An 18,623-nucleotide genomic window follows, 5' to 3' on the forward strand; every position below is an offset into this window, starting at 1 on the left:
AAGAGGGCGAGATCCAGGCTCATGCCCGGGTCACGGTCGAGGCCATTGCCATTGCCATTGCCATTGCCATTGCCAAGGCCTGGGGCGAGCCCGGATCTTCGGGCCCCGCTCGCCCGGTATCAAACGTCACGCCGTCATCGCACCCGCCGCGGTTCAGCGCGCCGGACTGTCAATCACCCTCACCACCTCGCGCCACGGCACCAGCTTGAAGTTCTGCCGCCCCGTCGGCCAGCGCTTGTGCCCGTCCTGCACGACGAGCAGTCCTTCGCCGTACGCCCCGCCCAGCGACACCGACGTCACGTCCAGCCCGTCCGTCTCCGACGCGGCGTCGATGCCCTTGTCAATGTTCAGTCCGACCCGGAAGCGACCCTTGACCGCATACGGCGCCTCGGCATCCAGCACCACGTAGCTGTCGTTCCCTTGCGAGGACACCACCAGCCATGCGCCGCGCGGTCCGCGATGCACCGCGATGCCCTCGACGTCCGCATGCAGCACCTCGCCCACCGGCAGGATCAGCGTCGCGTCGCCGAGCTTGCCGTCCGCGTCCAGCGCCACGCGCCACAGGCCGCGCTTTTCCTCGCCGACGAAGAACTGCTTGCCGGCCTCGTCCGCGACGCAGCCCTCGGGTTGCGTCGCCAGCTTCAGCGTGGCCACCGTGGTCGAGCGCCATGCGCCGCGCTCGCGCGACACGCGCATCTGGATCAACCGCCCGTCCTTGTCATTGACGAACACATCCAGCCCGCCGCCCGGATGCCGCGCGCTGCAGATGCCGTAGACCTCGTCGAGGCCCGTCGGCAGTTCGGTCAGCGTCGACAGGCGGCCCTTCGCGCCGATCCCGAACAGCACCACCGTGCGGCGGTCCCGCTGCGTCGCCACCGCGAGGTCCCAGTCGCGGCCGTCGTAGCGCAGGCGCTGACGCACGTCCACGTTGTTGACCCGGCCCACCGGCAGGAACTGCGTCTCGCGGCCCTGCAGGTCGTAGACGCCGAGACCGCGCTTCTTGTCCGTGCCCAGGATGCGGCTGCGCGAGGGCTGGGCCGCATCGATCCAGATCGCCGGATCGTCGGCCGCATCGCCGCCGCCGCGCACCGGCTCGGTCTGCGCGCTCGGGACCGCGACCGGAATCACCGGCAGCGGCCGCGAGACCCGCGCCTCCAGCCACAGCGCCGTGTCCTGCGGCGCCAAGCCAGGCGCCACCAGCGCGCGGCCGGCGCGCTCGGGATCGGTGTTGAAGGACCACAGGCCCACGTCCGCCTCGGCGACGTAGAGACGGCCTTCATCGTCGCGCACCGCGCAGCCCTTCGCATCCGGCACCGTCGCGAGCTGGCGCAAGACCTGGCCCTCGGTCGACGCCTTGGCCTTGGCGCCGCTCAGCAGCCACTGCTCGGTCAGGCCGTCGCTGCCGATCAGGAAGGCTTGCAGCGACTGCTGCCGCGGCTCCAGGTACAGGCACACGGCCTCCACGTCATAGGCCGGGCCGGACCAGTGCGCGCGCTCGCGCAGCTTGCCCTCGCGGACTTCGAGCAGGCGCAGCGCGCCGCTGTCGGCGTCCTGCAGCAGGGCCACCGTCGTGCCGTCGGCGAGCACGCGCCGATCCCAGCGCTTGGCGCGCACGCCGAACTCATCCAGCGCCTGCCCCTTGGAATCGCGTAGCGTCAGGCCGTGCTTGCCGAGCTCCAGCACCGGCGCGGCGGTGGCCGCGCGGGCCGGCGCCGCCCCCAGGCCCAGCATCGCCATCGTGGCCGCGGCGATCAGCGCCGCCCGCATCGTGCGCGTCGTCGGCTTCGTCGTGATCTTGTTCATCGTCGTCATGCCTCGCCGCCTCAGAACATCGCCAGCTTCAGGCTGACCTTGTAGGCGCGTCCGTACTGCTCGTACTGGACGTTGCGGGACTTGGCGCTCTGATAGACGTAGTAGCGCTCGTTGCCGAGGTTCAGCGCCTCGAGCTGCAATTGCAGGCCCTTGGTCAGCTGCACGCGCATCGACGCGTCGATCTGGTTCTGCGTGTCGACCTTGCGATCCTGCGCCGCGTCGAGGACATCGCCGACCTCCAGCAGATACGGCGACTTGTGGTTCAGCGCGACGCGCGCGCCGAAGGCGGGCGACTCCCAGCCCAGGCTCAGGTTGATGCTGCGGTCCGACTGGCTGGGCAGCGCGATGCGGCGCGAGACGAACTTGCCGCCGTCGTAGCCGCCGATGGTCGCGCGCGACTTCACGAAGCTGCCGTTGGCGCCCACCACCAGGCCGTTCCACGGCGCCGGCAGCGTGCTCAGCGCCTGGCTCCAGGACAGCTCCAGCCCGCGCACCGTCGCGTCGCCGCCGTTGGCGTAGGTCGTCACATGGCTGAAGTCCTCCCAGCCCTTCGTGCCGGCCAGATCGGTCTGGAAGGCGAAGTCGCGGATCTTCTTGTGGAAGACGTAAGCCGACAGCGCGCCGTCGCGGCCCAGGCGGCGCTCGACGCCCAGATCCAGGTTGCGCGAGCGCAGCGGCTTGAGCAGCGGATTGCCGACCGTGGCCTCGTCGCCGTCCACCGTCAGGCCGGGCGTCAGCTGGCCGAAGGCCGGCCGCACCACCGAGTTCGTCAGCGCCGCGCGCAGCGCCGTGTCGCCGCCCAGCTGCTGCTTGAGCAGCAGCGCCGGCAGCCAGTGGCGGCTGCTGGTCTCGGCACGGACCGGCGCGGTCTTGCCGTCGGTGGACGAGGTGCCGTCGGCGCTGAAACGCACGCGCTCATGGCGCAGGCCCACCAGCCACTGCGTGCCGCCTTGCTCGACCTGCGCCTGCAGATAACCGGCGTCGACGCGCTCTTTCATGCCGAAGTCGTTGACCACCGAGGCCACCGCGTCGCGGAAGCCGTTCAGGTCATAGGGCCTGAACAGGCCGCGCAGTTTCGCGGTGTCGATGCCGGGACCGAAGGAGGCCCACGGATAGTCGACCGCGTCGCCCGACACGAAGTTCGCCATGCCCAGCTGCGAGGACGTCAGGTTGTACGGCGCCTTCTTGAGCACCTTGGCGCTCGGCGCATAGGTCTCCTGCTCGTTGTCCTTGTCGCGGCGCGAGGCCTTCACACCGGCCTTCAGATCCACGTCCCAGCCGGCCAGATCCAGCTCGCGCTGCACGTCGGCCTTCAGGTGGCGGACGCGATCGGTGGCCAGGCTCTTCTCGATCTTGGCCTTGTTGAAGGCGTACTTGGACACGTCGTTCAATCCGGTGGCCGCGGTGGGCAGCGGCTTCATGGTGTCGGCGTGGCCCAGGCCGGTCAGGTCCGCGGTGAAGGCGGACGAGCTCAGCGTGTCGGGCTTGTCCTCGCTGGCGCGGCCGAGCCCGCCTTCCGCCCAGAACTTCCACGGGCCGCGCGTCAGCTCGGTCCCCAGCACGGCGGCCTTGGACTCGTTGATCTCGCGGCGTTCCTTGAGCCCGCGGCTGACGGTGCCGGCGCCCAACTCGCCCACGACCTGCGGCTTGGCGAAGGCCACCTTCATCGACTGGCGGTTCTCGTGATCGGTGAATCGGCTGGCGAAGCTGCGCAGATAGAAGAGCGAGCCCTCCTGCGGCTTCCAGTCCAGGTTGAGCGCGCCGCCCAGGCGCTCGCGCGTGATCGTGTAGCGCCGCAGCTCGAAGCTGGCGAGCTTGTCGCCCTCCCAGTCGCCGCCGGTCTCGACGTTGTCGCTGGCGAAGCGGCGCTGATCCGCCGACAGCGCCACCGCCACGCCCAGCGTCCCGCCGGCGAAGCGATCGGCGAAGGCGACCGCGCCACGGGGTCGGGATTTGCCCGCGTTGGCGTCATAGTTGCCGCCCAGCTCCAGCGTGAACAGCCGGCCCGGCTGGTCGAAGGCGCTGAGCGTGCGCACGGTGACCGTGCCGCCCAGCGAGTTGGCGTCCTGGTCCGGCGTCAGCGTCTTCTGCACTTCAAGCGCGCGGATCAGGCCGGCGGGCACCAGGTCCAGCGCGGGCGCGCGGCGATCGGACTCGGAGGCCGGGGTCAGCGCGCCGTTGATGTTCACGGCGTTGTAGTCAGGGCCCAGGCCGCGGACACGGATGAAGCGGCCCTCGCCCTGGTCGCGCTCGACGGACACGCCCGGCAGGCGGGCCAACGCCTCGGCGGCGTTGTTGTCGGGCAGCTGGCCGATGCCGTCGGCGTGCACGACGTTGACGATGCCCTGCGCCGCGGACTGCTTGTCCAGCGCCGAGCGCAACGCCGCTGCTTGGCCGACCGTCACGACGGTGTCGAGCTTGCGGGTTTCAGCGTCGCTCCTGGCATCGGCCTTGGTCTCGGCTTTCGTATCGGCTTTGGCGTTGGGCGTCGCCCCTGCCTTGGTATCGGTCACGGCCTGCTGGGCCAGGACCGGCATCGCGGCGAAGGCGCCGGACAGGCACAGCGCGAGCAGGGTGGGGCGGGGAAGGGAGCGGATCGGCGTGCGCATGGGGGTCGGTCGGTGAGTCACGGATGGGGGCGCACCTTAGAAACCGCGCATGGCGGGTCCGTGACAGCGCGGCATTGTCCGTGGGCCGCGGCGCGGACGGCTCCCGCCGCCCGCCGTGATGAGCCGATCCGACCCCCTTGTGGCGTCAGCGCCTCACGTCGTCACGGCTGCGCTGCCGCAGGGCCACGCAGGTTGCACAGTTTCGCGGGCGTGCCGGACGACATCTGGTTGTTGACGGCGAGGAAGGTGCGGCCCGGCGCTGTCGGCGTGGGCGCCGACAGCATGCAGGCGCTGAGATCGCGGTTGTCGAAGTGGTTATCGATGAAGCTCAGGTCGTTGATGGTGGTGTCCGTGGCGCCGTCGCCGGTCACGCGTTGGGTGATGTCCGCGACGCTCTGGACGAACCAGTTCGAGCGGATCGTGGCGCTTTTGGTCGGCGGCGGGGCATACGGCCAATCCAGGCTGGGGGCGCCTCGCACGATGTGTAACGCGACGCGCTCGAGCCGGTTGCCGACGAACTCCAGGGATTGCGCCCCGCCGATGGTCACCGTCGGGGCTCGCGCCGGCATCTCTCCGGCAATGACGAAGCGATTCCCTGTCATGCTGAGGGTGGTCGTATTCATCAGACGCGCGGCTTGGCGACCGGCACTGGTGGCGCCAAGGGGCGCCGAGGTCAGTTGCACCGTATTCCTGTCGATGGCGGCGGACGACGTTCGGGTTGCCATCAAGGCAAAGCTGAAATGTCCCTTGCCCTCAGATGCGTTCGGCACTGTGCCGTCGCGTCCCACCAGCGTCGACATCACGCGAGTCAGGCGGCGGACGCGCGTTGCATCGACATCGGCGGAGGCGTCCTGGCTGGCGAGTTCGGCGGCCCCCAGCACATTGCCCGTGATCCGAGAGCCCGTCGCTTCGCGGGCCTGGATGCCGATGCCCGGATGGCCGGGTTCACGCCAGAGCACGTTGCCCAGGACCTGGTTGGCGCCGGACAGCAGCGCGATCTGGGCGGAGGGCGAGGTCGTGCCGCGAATGCCCGTGTACCTGAGGACACTGCCGATGCCGGTCCTGCCGCCGCTGTGGAAGAACTGGACGGCGATGTTGTCCAGCACCAGACCCTCCACCAGAATCTTGTGAGCGCTGTGGTGCAAGTGCTGCGTGATGATCGAGGTTTCCTGAGCCGGATTGATGAAGTGCGTGACGCCGGATCGGCTTCCGACCAGGACGTTGCCCGTGCGCAGCGTCAACTGGCCGCCGACGAGGTAACGACCTTGCGGGAAGAACAGGCCGGCCTCGGCCGACACCAGCGAGGCCAAGGCGGCGCGGATCGCGTCGCCCTGGTCGCCCGGCAGATTGGGGGCGACGCCCTCGAAATCGAGCGCGCATCGCATCGCGTAGGGCGCCTCCAGGATCGGCATCGGCTCGTTGCCGCACATCTCCGACAAGGTCCGGCCCAGGGTGGGCTCGGGGAGCGGCAGTTCGACCGTCGCGGACGCGCCCAGCGGGAGCAGCAGCGCGAACATCGCGCCGGCGATGGCTGGCGGCCGATGTGGCCGATGCGACGGAGCCTGAGGGCGCGCGGAGCGGAACCAGGCGGCGCGAACGAATCGGGAGAGTCGGGACAGGGAACGGATCGACATGGGGCCTCCAAAGGCGGCGAGTCAGGGGAGGCGCTCAGTGGGAGCGCGGTGGATCGGGGTGGTCGCTCTCCTGGGGGGCGCGGACGTGAACTCGCGCGGGAGGAGGCGGCCGGCGCCAGCCTCATCCGCGGCGCTGGTACGGCGGTGCCGCGGCCGCGCTCGTCAGGGATGCTGGGGCGGCGCCGCGCCCTCGGCGCTCTTGAGCTGGAATATGTCGTGCCCGGCCTGCCACTGCGCCATGCCGAAGGGGACCGCAGGGGCGGACAAGTCGCCGCCTCTGCGGGACAACCGATCTCGCGCCTCGTCCTGGCCGATGTTGCGCGCGTGGCAGGCCCAGGCGCCGTCGCTGAGCGCGCCGTTGTCCGCGACAAGGAATCGGCGTTCGGGGACGTTCCATTCGACCGCCTCGATCGCGCAGGGCATCGGCGGGTTCTTGAAGCGGTTGCCGACGAGCACCAGATCCGTCGACGCCTTCAGGGGGCCGTCGAGGCCCTCGGTTTGCTTGACCTGAACAAGCGTGTCGAGGAACCAGTTGCCCACGATGGTGGGCCCCAAGGTGTTGACCACGCCGTGGTGCTCGCCCAGATCCACCGTCAAGGGCATCCGCTCGAAGGTGTTGCCGACCACCCAACTATCCACGGTGCCCAGCAGCTCCAGGTCGACGTCCCACGTCGGCGTCGCCGGAGCGAAATGATTGCCCTGCACCGACAGATGCTCCGTCGAGTACAAGTTGACGGACGCGCCAAACCGATTGCCTTGGATGAGGGTGCTCTTCATCGTGTGGCCGGACACCGCGCTTGGCGGAAATGGGGTCGGCGCCGGGTCGGTGGGGGGCATGCTGCCATCTCGCCGCGGCAAGGTGGCCATGCGCGCGCTCAGATCACGGGTCGTCGCGGAAAGACCGGTGGGGTCGGTCGTCGCGACCTGGTTTCCTTCGACCACGCCCTGGCGCGTGTTGAGCATTCGTATGCCTCCCACCTGATTCGAAGGCGAGGGCCACAGCACGTTGCCGATGATCTGGTGCGAGGCCGGTCCGAACACGCTGAGTTGGAAATTCAACTTTTCCATTTCTCGGAAGCCCGTGTACCTCACGACGTGGCCCTCGCCCTCGGCCTCGCCGTGCAGGTCCACCGCTCGGTTGTCGAGGACCAGCCCTTCGATCAGGACTCCGTTCCCATGCGCACTGATCGGATCGTAGGCCGACCCCGGATTGATGAGATGGCTCGTTCCCTGTCGGCTGCCGACCAGGGCCTGGCCCGACTTCAGTTGGATCACGCCGCCGACGATATAGCGTCCTTGCGGAAGGAACAGGCCGGTCGCGCTGGGTGCCAGCCGGCTCAGCGCCGCGCGGATGTTGTCCCCCTGGTCCGTGCCGGTGTCGCGCGCGATGCCGTGGTCGAGGGCGCAGACGATGGCACGGGATGGATTCAGGCGGGGGATGTACTCGTTGCCGCACATCGGGGTCGCGGGCGCGTCGGAGGCCCACGCGCCCAGCGGCAGCAGCAGGACGGGCCAGAAGTATCGAGATACGGAGCGGATGGACATGACGCCTCCTGAGGCAGATGAAGGAGGGCGATGAGTGCCTGCGCTCGCGCCGGCGCGCTGCCCATGAGCCGATCCGACCCCCTGCCGCCGCCCCGCCGCGCACATGACAGCCGTGTCACAAACGCCGCCTAGCATCGCGCGCCATGAAGCTCGCCCTGCCTCGTCCGCCGCTGGTGCTCGCGCCCGTCGCGGGCTCCCGTCACTTCGGCCATGCGCTGCTGCTGGCGATGGCCGGCATCACCTGGCTCTTCGCCTACTGGGCCGTGGCCAAGCCGCTGGCCGTCTGGCGCTTCATCGACATCCTCGGCGAGGCCGCGATCGTCGTCATGCTCGCGACCTGGCTGGTGCAGCTGCGCGCCAGCCGGCCCGCCGGCCGCGTCACCACCTGGCTGTGCCTGGGGCTGTCCGGCATGCTGCTGGGCGGCTGGGCCGACCTGATGGACGAGTTCTGGAAGTTTCCGCGCGACTACACCCTGCTGATGGGCATGGAATCGAGCTTCCACGTCGCCGGCATGATCGGCCTGACCTTCGGGCTGCATCTGTGGCGGCAGGAGCAGCTCGCCTTCAACGCCATGCGCGCCGGCCGCGAGCGCGGCTATCGCGAGCACGCCCAGATCGACGGGCTGACGCAACTCGGCGACGGCGCCTATCTGCTGGATCAGATCCGGCATCAGCAAGCGCAGCCGGGCTCGGGCGCGATGCTGGTGATGCTCGGATGGCAAGACCTGGCATCGCTGGCCCGGCAGCACGGGCTGGCCGAGGCCGACCGCCTGCTGCAAGCCACGGGTCCGCTGCTGCTGCTGCAGCTCCGGCCCGGCGACCTGCTGTGCCGCTACGCCGCCGACCGCTTTGTCGCGTTGCTGCCGGAGGCGGACTCGGCGCTGGCGGGCGACCTGCTGGCGGCGCTGTCCGCGCATGTGCACCCTTGCGCCGACGGCCGCACCCGCGCGCGCCTGAGCGCCCGCATGGCCAGCGCGTCGCTCAAGGCCGACGAGGACGCCGAGGCGCAGCTGCTCCGCCTGCTGGAGCGGCTGCGATGAGCGAGATCGCAGCCCCGGCCGGCGCCCAGGACGCGCTTGCCGCGCTGCGCCGGACCTTGCCGGTCCCCGCGGCGCCGCACTACGGCGCCGACCAGGCTTTCCTGCCCTGGGCCTATCAGGGCGCGCTGCTGGCGGAGTTCGCGCGCAGCCGGTCCATCGCGCCGCAGGAGTGGCTGACGCGCTGCGGCGTGACGCCGGGGCAGATGCTCTCGACCCGGCAGCTGCTGGGCATGCTGGCCGCCCTGCAGCCGCTGGCGCGTGATGTGGGTTTCGTGGTCGGCCAGCTGAGCCTGCCCGGGCATTACGGACTCGCGAGCCAGGCCCTGCAGCAGGCCGGCGATCTGCGGCAGGCGCTGCGCATGCTGTGCGCCTGGCCGGCGCGCCTGTCGCCGCTGCTGACGCCGCGTCTGATCGAGACCGACGATGAGCTGCTGCTCGTCTGGACCGAGTCCTGCGGCGCGCCGCCCACGCTGCAGCCGCTGCTGGTGGACATGCAGATGAGCGCGGTCGTCGCGATGGTGCAGTGGCTGGGTGGCGCGGCGGCGGGCGGGCGTCCGCTGCCGTGGACCTTCAGCTTCAATCGCACCCGGCCGCGCGAGATCTCGCAGCACGCGGCCTATCTGGGCGCCGATCTGCATTTCGGCTGCCAGGTCGACGCGATGCGGCTGCCGCTGTCGCATGCGACGACACCCTGGCCGTCCGCGGGGACGGGGCGTCCGGCGATGGCGCTGGGCGCGCTGGAGCAGGGCGCCGATCCCGAAGCCGGCTGGCGCGGCCAACTCGCGGCGCTCTACGACCATCTGCTCGCCGAGGTCGGCGGCGAGCACTCGCTGGAGCGCAGCGCCCAGCGCTTCGGCGTCAGCCCGGCCACGCTCAAGCGGCAGCTGGCCCAGCTCGGCACGCATCACCAGGCGCAGCTGGACCAGGTGCGCGCGCATGCGGCGCTCTACCTGATGACGCTGCGTGGGCAGCGCGGCGAAGCGGTGGCGCGCTCGCTGGGCTTCAACGACAAGAGCAACTTCCGGCGCTCGTTCCGGCGCTGGACGGGGATGACGCCGGGGATGCTCTAGATCGGCCGCAGCGCGGGCTCATCGTTCGCAGAGGATCGCCTCCAGGTCCCCTCGCAGGTTGCCGCCGATCTGGAATCCGTCAGGGCCCGCCTGGCTCGCTCGCGTGACGATGTCGCATTCCGGATGGGGTGCGTTCACGCGCTTGCCCTTGAACACGTTCTGCAGAAGCTTGATGTCCGCGGGTGACGAATGGTCGTCGCCGGCGCCGTTGACGCTGACCTCGACATGCAGCGCGGATCGAAGAAACTCGTTGGCGCTGACAAGGCTGTTCTTGGCATTCGCGCCAGGACTGCTCTCGCTGGGGGAGAAACGTAGATCCACGCCGTCCAGCGTGTTTCCATCCAGCGTGGCCCTCGCGGGCGCGCGCAGACTCACGGTCAGTCGGTTCCCCGTCCCTTCGCCGAGGGCGATGAAGCGATTGCCCTTCAGCTTCAGCCTGGCGCCATGCTCGAAGTCCGCCATCCGAGGCGTGCTCCCCCCATTCGACGAAGAGGCGATGGCCACCGTGTTGCCGACGAGCGTCGCGTTGACGTTTCCGATCGTGCGGATGGCCGTGCGGTACTGTCCGGCCAGGCGTGGGATGAACTCAGGCTTCAGCGGCCTGAGCTGCCCGACGAAGAGCTGCATCGTGCGTTTCTTCGACTTCGTCGGCGTGCCCTGGGGGATCGCCCCGATGAGATTGCGCATCATGCTGACCTTGACGGCGCGACCAAGCGCGGATGTCGATCTGGCTGTCGCGTCCACCAAGATGCCCTCGCCAACGCCATCGATGTCCCGCTGAAGCACGTTGCCGTTCACGTGATGGTGTCCGCGGGAGATCTCGATCTGAGGCGCGGGAGATCGTGTCCCAGACAGCACGTTGAACTGGATCTTTGCGGGTCGAACCGAGTCAAGCACGATCCTGGCGTTCGAGAGTTGCAGGTCCTCGACGTGATAGGGCGCCCCTTCGACCTCGTTGTCGGATGGGCGCAGCACGGTGGTCTCGGTCCCAATACCCGTGATGCGGGTGAAGCTGTTCCGGCTTCCGATCAAGCCGGTTCCGGGGGGGAGATGGAGGTCGCCGCTGACGTTGTAGTTGCCCGGCGGCAGGTAGAGGTGGGCACCTGTGTCGGCAGCCGCATGGAGGGCGCTTTGGAGGGCCTCCCGCTGGTCCAGATCGGTGTTGTCGTACACGCCCAGCTCGGTGGCGCAGCGCAGGACGAGATCCTCGCGCGTGGGGAGCGTGTCCTCGCCGCAGCGCGTCGCAGCCCCGGCGTCTAGTGCGAGCGCATACAAGCTCAGCGGTAGCCAGCTGAGACAAGCCCTGGGGAACCAAGTTGACATGGATTCACTTTCAACGCGGCATCCACAAGCGCCGCGCATGGCCATTGCATTCGCGCGCACGCGAGCGCGCCATGCCCTTCGCTTGCTCGACCCAGGTCCCCGGATGCGTCGTTCCTGCGAGGCGCTGAGCGATCAAAGCGGAAGAGTTCGCGGCGAGCGTCTCTGGCGACCGCGGGAGGCGACAGGCATAGACTCCCGCCATGTCGCCGTTCGAGCATCACGAGGACCAGGCCCAGTACCGCCGCCCCGCGCATCGCGCGGGCGTGGAGCTGTACCACGCCCACATCCTGCGGCACAGCTTCGAGCCGCACACCCACGAGGCCTACGGCCTGGGCGCGATCACGCAGGGCGTGGGCCGCTTCCGCTGGCGCGGTGGCGAGCATCTGGCGCCGCGCGCCACGCTGATGCTGATGAATCCCGAGGACATCCACACCGGCGAGGCCGCCACCACCGACGCCTGGGGCTATCGCATGGTCTACCTGGACGAGGCGGTGCTGTCGGAGCTCTACGGCGGTCCGGCCTGGCGCTTCGACGCCGCGGTCGCGCACGACGCGGAGGCCGCCTCGCGCGCCGCCGCGCTGATGGCGACGCTGTGGCAGGCGCGGGAGCCGCTGGCCTTCGACAGCGCTTTGCTTGAGCTGGTGCAGGGCCTGAGCCGCCATGCCCACCGCGCGCCGCTGCGAGGCGACGGCGCCGCGCCGCGTTTCGCGCCGGTGCTCGATTACATGCGCGCGCATCTGGACGAGTCGCTGGACACCGAGCGCCTGGCCGCCGTGGCCGGCCTCAGCCCCTTCCATTTCCTGCGCAGCTTCAAGGCGCAGCACCACGCCACGCCGCAGCAGGCGCTGATGGCGCTGCGGCTGCACGAGGCCAAGCGGCAGCTCGCCGCGGGTCAGGCGCCGGCGCAGGTCGCGGCCGCCGTCGGCTTGACCGATCAGGCGCACCTGACCCGCAGCTTCGCGCGGCGCTACGGCGTGACGCCGGCGCGCTATCAACAGCAACTCGGTACAAGACCCCGGCCCTGAAGCGGCGCGACACTGGCGCATGCTGTCCGGATTCCTGTTCGCGCTTGCCGCCGGCCTCATGTGGGGCCTGGTCTTCGTCACCCCGCTGCTGCTGCCGGAGTACCCCGCCGCCATGCTGGTCGCCGGCCGCTACCTGGCCTTCGGCCTGCTGGCCGTGCCGCTGGCACTGATCGATCGGCGCGAGCTCAAGCGGCTCTCACGCGACGACTGGCGCGACGCGGTGAAGCTCAGCGCCATCGGCAACTTCCTGTACTACTTGACGCTGGCCGCGGCGATCCAGCGCGCGGGCGGCCCGCTGCCGACCATGATCATCGGCACGCTGCCCGTGGTCATCGCGATCTGCTCCAACCGGCGCAACGCCGCGCGCGACGGCCATTACCGCTGGCGCGACCTGGCGCCCGCCCTGCTGTTGATCGCCGCCGGCATCGCCTGCGTGAACCAGGTCGAGCAGGCCGCCGTCGCGCCGCAGGCGATGGGGCGCTATCTGCAAGGCGCGGCGCTGGCCATCGTGGCCTTGGCGTGCTGGACCTGGTATCCCATCCGCAATGCCGACTGGCTGCGCGCCCACGCCGATCGCAGCCCGCGCGCCTGGGCCACCGCGCAGGGACTGGTGACGCTGCCGATGGCGCTGCTGGCCTTCGGGATGCTGGCGCTCGCGCAGGCGGCGGGGCTGCCGCTGCTGCCGGCGGGCTTCGACTTCCCGGCCGGGCCGCGGGTCTGGGCCTATGCGGGATTGATGCTGGCGGTGGGGCTGTTCGCGTCCTGGCTGGGCACGCTGTGCTGGAACGAGGCCAGCCAGCGGCTGCCCACGACGCTGGTCGGCCAGCTGATCGTCTTCGAGACCCTGGCCGCGCTGGTCTACGCGCAGCTGCATCGCGGCGGCTGGCCGCAGGGGCTGGCGGTGGTGGGTGTGGTGTTGCTGGTCGGCGGCGTATGCTGGGCCCTGCGTCTCAAGCCCGTGCTGCCGGGGCAGGAACGGCATCTGCCCGCTTCGCCGACATGAATGATTCGCCCGACCTCTTCCGCCTTCGTTCCCGAACCCTCTTTCGCGACGTCGACCAGCGATCGGATCTTCCCGATCACGAAGAGCGTCGCTCGCTGCTGAAGCGCGCCGCGCTGCTGCCCCTGGCGGGTGCGTGGCCGGCGGTCTCCGCCGTGACGGGCGCCGCCGGCTTGGCCCTCGCTCCTTCCGCTCATGCGAAGGACGCGCCCGATGCCGGCGTCCAGCAAGGCGTCTGGCGCGACCAGACCCGGCTGCGCGACATCCCCTGGCGTTTGCGCCTGCCCGAGGGCGACCGTCCGGTGGCCTTGGTGGTGTTCTCGCATGGGCTGGGCGGCAGCCTGGACGGCGGCACCGAGTGGGCGCGCGCCTGGGCCGAGGCCGGCATCGCGACGTTGCATCTGCAGCACGCCGGCAGCGACCGCGCGATCTGGCGCGGCGGCCTGCAGGCGGTGAAAGAAGCGGCCAGCGCCGAACAGCTCATCGAGCGCGGCCACGATGTGCAGTTCGCCGTCGAGCAGCTGCTCAAGCTCCAGAAGGACGCGGCCACGCCGTGGGCGCGGGTGCGTGTCGACGCGCTGGGCATGTCGGGCCATTCCTTCGGCGCGCAGACGACCTTGGCTGTCGCGGGCCGCGACTATCGGCAGCGCAACGCGCCGGATCTGTCCGAGTCGCACTTCAAGGCCTTCGCGGCGTTCAGCCCCTCGGTGGGTCAGTCCGCCGGCGGCATCAAGGCCGTCACCCGGCCCATGCTCTGCCTGACGGGCAGCCTGGACGGCAACCCGCTCGGCCAGGAGCGCGACGGCCACTACCGCCGCGCGGTCTACGACACGCTGCCGGCCGGCGCCAAGGCCATGCTGTGGCTGGAGGGCGCCGATCACATGAGCTTCGGCGGCGGCGGCGAAGCGGGCGCGGGATTCGCGCAGCGGCTGCTCGGCCGGCGCCGCGAGGGACCGCCCCAGAAGCTGGCCGCGCATCACGAGGCGCTCATCAAGTCGGTGACGACGGACTGGTGGCGCTGGCGGCTGCTCGGCGACGACGAGGCGGCGGCGCGATTGAAGTCGCCCAAGGGGCTGGACGCGAAGGACGCGTGGCTCCAGGGCTGAGGCCCTGGCGACCGCGAGACGCCGTCAGGCCGCGAGCGCGCCGTCCCGCGGCGTGGCCATCAGCCCCTTGGCCAGCGACCCGATGCGGCGCAGCGCGCGCGGATGCTCCACGCCCCACTTGCCGCCGACGCCCAGCCGCACGCAGTGCCGGAAGCGCGGGCTGGCCGAGAACATCAGCCCGGGCGCGATGACGATGCCCTCTTCCAGGCAGGCCTCGTAGAGCTGCGTGGCGTCCAGCGACTCCGGCAGCTCGACCCACAGGATGAAGCCGCCGGCCGGATCGGACACGCGCGTGCCCTTGGGGAAGCTCTCCGCGATCAGCTGGCGGGCCTGGTCCACCCGCGTCGCGATCGTCGCGCGCAGGTTGCGCAGCGACGCGCCGCCGCCGGGCTGCGTCAGCAGATCCGCCAGCGCCAGCTCCAGCACGCTGGTCTGCGCGCCGGACTCCACCGCCTTCATCTGGCGCAAGACCTGGCCCCAGCGGCCCGCTTCCACCCAGCCCATCCGCAGGCCCGGCGCGATCGTCTTCGAGAACGAGCCGCAAATCATGACGTGCCCCGTCGTGTCGAAGGACTTCACCGCGCGGCGCTTGTCCTCCTGCTCGGACAGGTCGTTGTAGATGACGTCCTCGATCAGCGCGACCTCGTGCCGCGCCAGCATCCCGGCCAGGCGGCGGCGTTCCGCCACCGGCATGCAGGCGCCCAGCGGATTGGACAGCGTCGGCACCGACAGCACCGCCTTGACCTGCTGCGTCTCGAAGGCCAGCTGCAGCGCGTCCAGCGACATGCCGTGGCGCGGATGCGTGGGGATCTCCAGCGCGCGCAGATGCAGGCTCTGGAGGATCTCCAGGAAGCCGTAATAGGTCGGGGACTCCAGCGCCACCACGTCGCCGGGCTTGCACACCGCGCGCAGGCACAGGCTGATCGCCTCCAGCGCGCTGTTGGTCATGACGATCTCGTCGGGGTCCAGCACGCAGCCCAACCCCAGCGCATGGCGGGCGACGGCGCGCCGCGTCTCTTCCATGCCCGGGCCGATCGGATAGGTGCACAGCAGATCGCGGTGGCGCGTGACCGCGCGGGTCATCGCGCGACGGACGCGGTCCTGGTCGAAAAGCTCCGGTCCCGGACAAGCCGCGCCGAAGGACACGAAAGACGGATCCTGCGACAGCGCCATCACCTGCGCGCCCAGCTGGTCCAGCTGGACCATGCGCGAGGCCTTGTCGGGCCGCGAGACCTGGGGTTCGGGCAAGCGTGGCGGGCGTGCCGCGACGAAGTAGCCGGAGCGCGGCCGGGCCTCGATCAGCCGGGCGTCCTCGAGCCAGCGGTAGGCCTGGACCGCGGTCGACAGCGAGACGCCGTGCTGACCGGCGAGCTCGCGCACCGAGGGCAGACGCTCGCCGCGTTTGAGGGTGCCCGCGCGCACCGACCGGGCCATCCGATCGGCGAGTTGCATATACAGCGGCAGCAGCGGCGAGTCCATGCGCTGATTCTGTGTGTTGTCACCTCGCGGTAACCAATACAGATCAGCGGGAAGCCGGCCAGCACAGGACCGGCGTGTGCGCGGGCTGTTCGGGTTCGCCCGGGCGGGGGCTGTGGATGGCGCGCCACAGCGGCGGTTTTTATCGTGAGCACATGAAACCGCAGTCCCGCCTCCTGCCTCGCCGCTCGCCTGGTCCCGAGCTCTCCCTCCCCGCCGACGGCCGCGTGGTGACGCTGCGCCTGCGCGGCCCCGCGCGCCTGAGCGTGCACGGGGGCCGGGCCTGGATCACCCGCGCCGGCTGGCCCGACGATCACTGGCTCACACCCGGCCAGACCTTGGACCTGCCGCGACCCGAAGGCTGGCTGGCGAGCTGGTTCGGATGGCGCGTGTCGGTGAGCGCCGAGGGCGCGGCCGCGGTCACCCTGAAGGCGGAGGCGCTGCGCTGACGCGAGCTTTGTCCGCTGAATCCCGCTATAACTCCGCCTCGAACGATTGCCGGCACGTGTCGAACCCTGTCGCCGGCGCTACAAGACCAGGGGTCCGTGACCCGGAAGAGGGGAGTTGCGATGAATCGATCCGCCATCCAGCGGAAAGCGCGTCTGGCCGTGGCCGGCGCGGTCGGGGCGATGCTGCTGCAGGCGTGCGGCGGCGGCGGGGGGCAAGGCGGGACGCCGATCGTGGGCGGCGCACCGTCCACCGGGGGCGGCACCATCATCATCGGCGGCGGCAACTCCGGCGGTCAGACCCTGCAGGCCAGCGCCACCTACGCCCAGCAATGCGCCCCGGGCAACACCGAGGCCGCGGCCAACCTGCGCACCGCCAGCCTCACGACCGAGAAGAACTGGATCCGCTCCTACATGGACGAGGCCTATCTCTGGCGTGACGAGGTGCCGACCATCGACGCCTCCAGCCCGGCCTACAGCGGCAGCGACGTGGGCCTGGCGCTGGACAACTACTTCCAGGCGCTCAAGTCCACCGCGCTGACCACCAGCGGCAAGCGCCGCGACGAGTTCAGCTTCACGATGAGCACGCGCGAGTGGAACGCCCTGTCTTCCGGCGGTGTGTCGCTGGGCTACGGGATCGAATGGACCATGGCCTCGCCGACGCCGCCGCGCAACATCCGCGTGGCCTACGTCGAGCCCGGCAGCGCCGCCGCCAATGCCGGCGTGCGCCGCGGCGACACGCTGGTCACCGCCGACGGCACCGCCGCCGACGCGGGCGACACGGCCGGCGTGGCAGCCCTGAACGCGGCGCTGTTCCCCGACGTCCTGGGCCAGACCCACAGCTTCGTGCTGACGCCGGCGGGCGGCGGAACGCGCTCGGTCTCGCTGGCCAGCGCCAACGTGCTCAAGACGCCGGTCCCCACCAGCCAGGTGCTGACCGGAACCGACGGCGCGCGGGTGGGCTACATGGTCTTCAACGACCACATCGCGCCGGCCGAGGCCCAGCTGATCAGCGCGATGCGCACGTTCAGCACCGCCGGCATCAGCGATCTGGTGGTGGACCTGCGCTACAACGGCGGCGGCTATCTGTTCATCGCCAGCGAGCTGGCCTACATGATCGCGGGCGACGCGCCGACCGCGGGCAAGACCTTCGAGCAGCTGCGCTACAACAGCCGCCGCTCGGCCGAGACCAACAGCGCCGACGCCCGCACGCCCTTCTACAACCAGTCCTGCGTGCTGGTGGGCAACAACTGCACCTCGCAGCAGGCGTTGCCGGCGCTCAACCTCAAGCGCGTGTTCGTGCTGGCGCAGGCGGGCACCTGCTCCGCCAGCGAGGCGCTGATCAACGGCCTGCGCGGCGTGGACATCGAGGTCGTGCTGATCGGCGGCACCACCTGTGGCAAGCCCTATGGCTTCACCGCCAAGGACAACTGCGGCTACAGCTACTTCCCGATCGAGTTCGTCGGCACCAACAACAAGGGCTTCGGCGATTACGCCGACGGCTTCGTGCCGGGCGGCACCGGCAACACCGGCGTGAAGGGCTGCCGCGTCAGCGACGACCTGGACCACGCGCTGGGCGACCCCAGCGAGCGCATGCTGGCCGCGGCCATGCAGTACCGCGTCAACGGCAGCTGCCCGGCGAGCGCCACCGAGGCGCCGCGCGCGCAGTCGCTCGCGGTGCGCGAGGCAGGCGCCGATGCGGTGGCGCTGTCGCTCAAGCGGTTGGCGGCGCGGTCCAACCGCATCGTGGGCGGCCGGCATTGAGCTGAGCGTCCCCCGCGACGCAGCAAACGACATGGCCACCCCCAGGGGTGGCCATTCTCATTGGGGGCGTCCGGAGGATCAGCCGAGCATCAGCGGGGGGTCAGAACCGGACGTTCACAGCTTCGGAATCTTGATCCGGCTGATCATCAGCGAGCCCGAGATCGCGAACATCAGCACCAGCGGATGCAGCGTGAAGCCCAGCAGCTTGAGCTCGCCGCCCCAGATGGCCGGGCCGATCGCGCCCTGCCAGGCCGCGACCCACAGAATGATCACCAGCAGCAGCGAGGTCGGAATCGGCGTGCCCTCGAAGTAGCTGACCTTGCCGGTGCCGCCGCTGAGCTCCTCGGCGGTGATGTTGTAGCGGGCCAGACGCGACACGCCGGCCGCGACGAAGAAGCCCAGCACGATGCGGTCCCACAGGCCCTGCATGCCGCAGCCGTAGGCGATCACCGCCGGCGCGACGCCGAAGGAGATCACGTCCGCCAGCGAGTCCAGCTCCCGGCCCATCGCCGAGCTCTTCTGGCGCCATCGCGCGATGCGGCCGTCCAGCACGTCGAACACCAGCGCGGCCGGAATCAGCGCGCAGGCGTAATACAGATGCAGCACCAGTCCGGTCTGCAGGTAGGTCATCACCGAGAACAGCGCGCCGACGCCGCAGAAGGCGTTGCCCAGGGTGAACCAGTCCGCCAGATGGAACTCGCGGATCATGGAAAAAGGCTTGGGTCGGTTCATGGGGAGGGAGCATAAGCGATGGCCCTGGCGAGGCGCGGCAA

The 18,623-nt window shown here is 70.3% G+C and carries 14 protein-coding genes; 7 read left to right on the top strand and 7 right to left on the bottom strand.

Features of this window, described 5'->3' with window-relative positions:
• Positions 1-153: 153 nt before the first annotated feature.
• The 4 genes from ABDW59_RS02335 to ABDW59_RS02350 all read right to left on the bottom strand — a co-directional run bounded on the left by ABDW59_RS02335 (position 154) and on the right by ABDW59_RS02350 (position 7,600).
• Positions 154-1,803: a phytase gene (locus ABDW59_RS02335; RefSeq protein WP_343627795.1), complete on the bottom strand. Its 1,650-nt coding sequence runs from the start codon at positions 1,801-1,803 to the stop codon at positions 154-156.
• A gap of 20 nt (positions 1,804-1,823) precedes the next feature.
• The gene (locus tag ABDW59_RS02340) at positions 1,824-4,421 is read right to left on the bottom strand and encodes a TonB-dependent receptor (RefSeq protein WP_343627797.1); all 2,598 of its coding nucleotides are present in this window, start codon (positions 4,419-4,421) and stop codon (positions 1,824-1,826) included.
• Positions 4,422-4,582: 161 nt separating this feature from the next.
• A complete protein-coding gene (locus tag ABDW59_RS02345) occupies positions 4,583-5,938 on the bottom strand; it encodes a hypothetical protein (protein WP_343627798.1) in 1,356 nt (451 codons plus the stop codon).
• Between the two features lie 279 nt (positions 5,939-6,217).
• A complete protein-coding gene (locus tag ABDW59_RS02350; protein ID WP_343627799.1) occupies positions 6,218-7,600 on the bottom strand; it encodes a hypothetical protein in 1,383 nt (460 codons plus the stop codon).
• Between the two features lie 143 nt (positions 7,601-7,743).
• Between ABDW59_RS02350 and ABDW59_RS02355 the strand changes: the two genes are divergently transcribed.
• Positions 7,744-8,640, top strand: a complete 897-nt coding sequence (locus ABDW59_RS02355; protein ID WP_343627800.1) for a diguanylate cyclase — start codon at positions 7,744-7,746, stop codon at positions 8,638-8,640.
• A complete protein-coding gene (locus ABDW59_RS02360) occupies positions 8,637-9,710 on the top strand; it encodes a helix-turn-helix domain-containing protein (RefSeq protein ID WP_343627802.1) in 1,074 nt (357 codons plus the stop codon). Before ABDW59_RS02355 ends, ABDW59_RS02360 begins: the two co-directional genes overlap by 4 nt.
• 18 nt (positions 9,711-9,728) lie before the next feature.
• On the opposite strand, the gene ABDW59_RS02365 is transcribed toward ABDW59_RS02360, so the two are convergent.
• Complete coding sequence (locus tag ABDW59_RS02365) at positions 9,729-11,033, bottom strand: glycosyl hydrolase family 28-related protein (protein ID WP_343627804.1); 1,305 nt, start codon at positions 11,031-11,033, stop codon at positions 9,729-9,731.
• Positions 11,034-11,233: 200 nt separating this feature from the next.
• On the opposite strand from ABDW59_RS02365, the gene ABDW59_RS02370 reads away from it, so the two are divergent.
• Genes ABDW59_RS02370 through ABDW59_RS02380 form a run of 3 tightly spaced genes read left to right on the top strand, consistent with a single transcriptional unit; the run spans position 11,234 to position 14,164 of the window.
• Entirely contained in the window at positions 11,234-12,058 is an 825-nt protein-coding gene (locus ABDW59_RS02370; protein WP_343627805.1) for an AraC family transcriptional regulator, read from the top strand.
• Between the two features lie 19 nt (positions 12,059-12,077).
• The gene (locus ABDW59_RS02375) at positions 12,078-13,061 is read left to right on the top strand and encodes a DMT family transporter (RefSeq protein ID WP_343627806.1); all 984 of its coding nucleotides are present in this window, start codon (positions 12,078-12,080) and stop codon (positions 13,059-13,061) included.
• A complete protein-coding gene (locus ABDW59_RS02380; RefSeq protein ID WP_343627807.1) occupies positions 13,058-14,164 on the top strand; it encodes a hypothetical protein in 1,107 nt (368 codons plus the stop codon). Before ABDW59_RS02375 ends, ABDW59_RS02380 begins: the two co-directional genes overlap by 4 nt.
• A gap of 24 nt (positions 14,165-14,188) precedes the next feature.
• On the opposite strand, the gene ABDW59_RS02385 is transcribed toward ABDW59_RS02380, so the two are convergent.
• The gene (locus ABDW59_RS02385; protein WP_343627808.1) at positions 14,189-15,643 is read right to left on the bottom strand and encodes a PLP-dependent aminotransferase family protein; all 1,455 of its coding nucleotides are present in this window, start codon (positions 15,641-15,643) and stop codon (positions 14,189-14,191) included.
• Between the two features lie 152 nt (positions 15,644-15,795).
• On the opposite strand from ABDW59_RS02385, the gene ABDW59_RS02390 reads away from it, so the two are divergent.
• On the top strand, positions 15,796-16,089 hold the full coding sequence (locus ABDW59_RS02390; protein WP_343627809.1) for a DUF2917 domain-containing protein: 294 nt from the start codon (positions 15,796-15,798) through the stop codon (positions 16,087-16,089).
• A gap of 120 nt (positions 16,090-16,209) precedes the next feature.
• Positions 16,210-17,850, top strand: a complete 1,641-nt coding sequence (locus ABDW59_RS02395) for a S41 family peptidase (protein ID WP_343627810.1) — start codon at positions 16,210-16,212, stop codon at positions 17,848-17,850.
• A gap of 114 nt (positions 17,851-17,964) precedes the next feature.
• Here the strand turns inward: ABDW59_RS02395 and pssA are convergent, their stop codons facing one another.
• Positions 17,965-18,582, bottom strand: coding sequence for a CDP-diacylglycerol--serine O-phosphatidyltransferase (gene pssA, locus ABDW59_RS02400; protein ID WP_343627811.1), 618 nt, complete (start codon positions 18,580-18,582; stop codon positions 17,965-17,967).
• Positions 18,583-18,623 lie beyond the last annotated feature (41 nt).

The organism is Roseateles sp., assembly GCF_039595295.1.
GTDB lineage: Bacteria > Pseudomonadota > Gammaproteobacteria > Burkholderiales > Burkholderiaceae_C > Roseateles.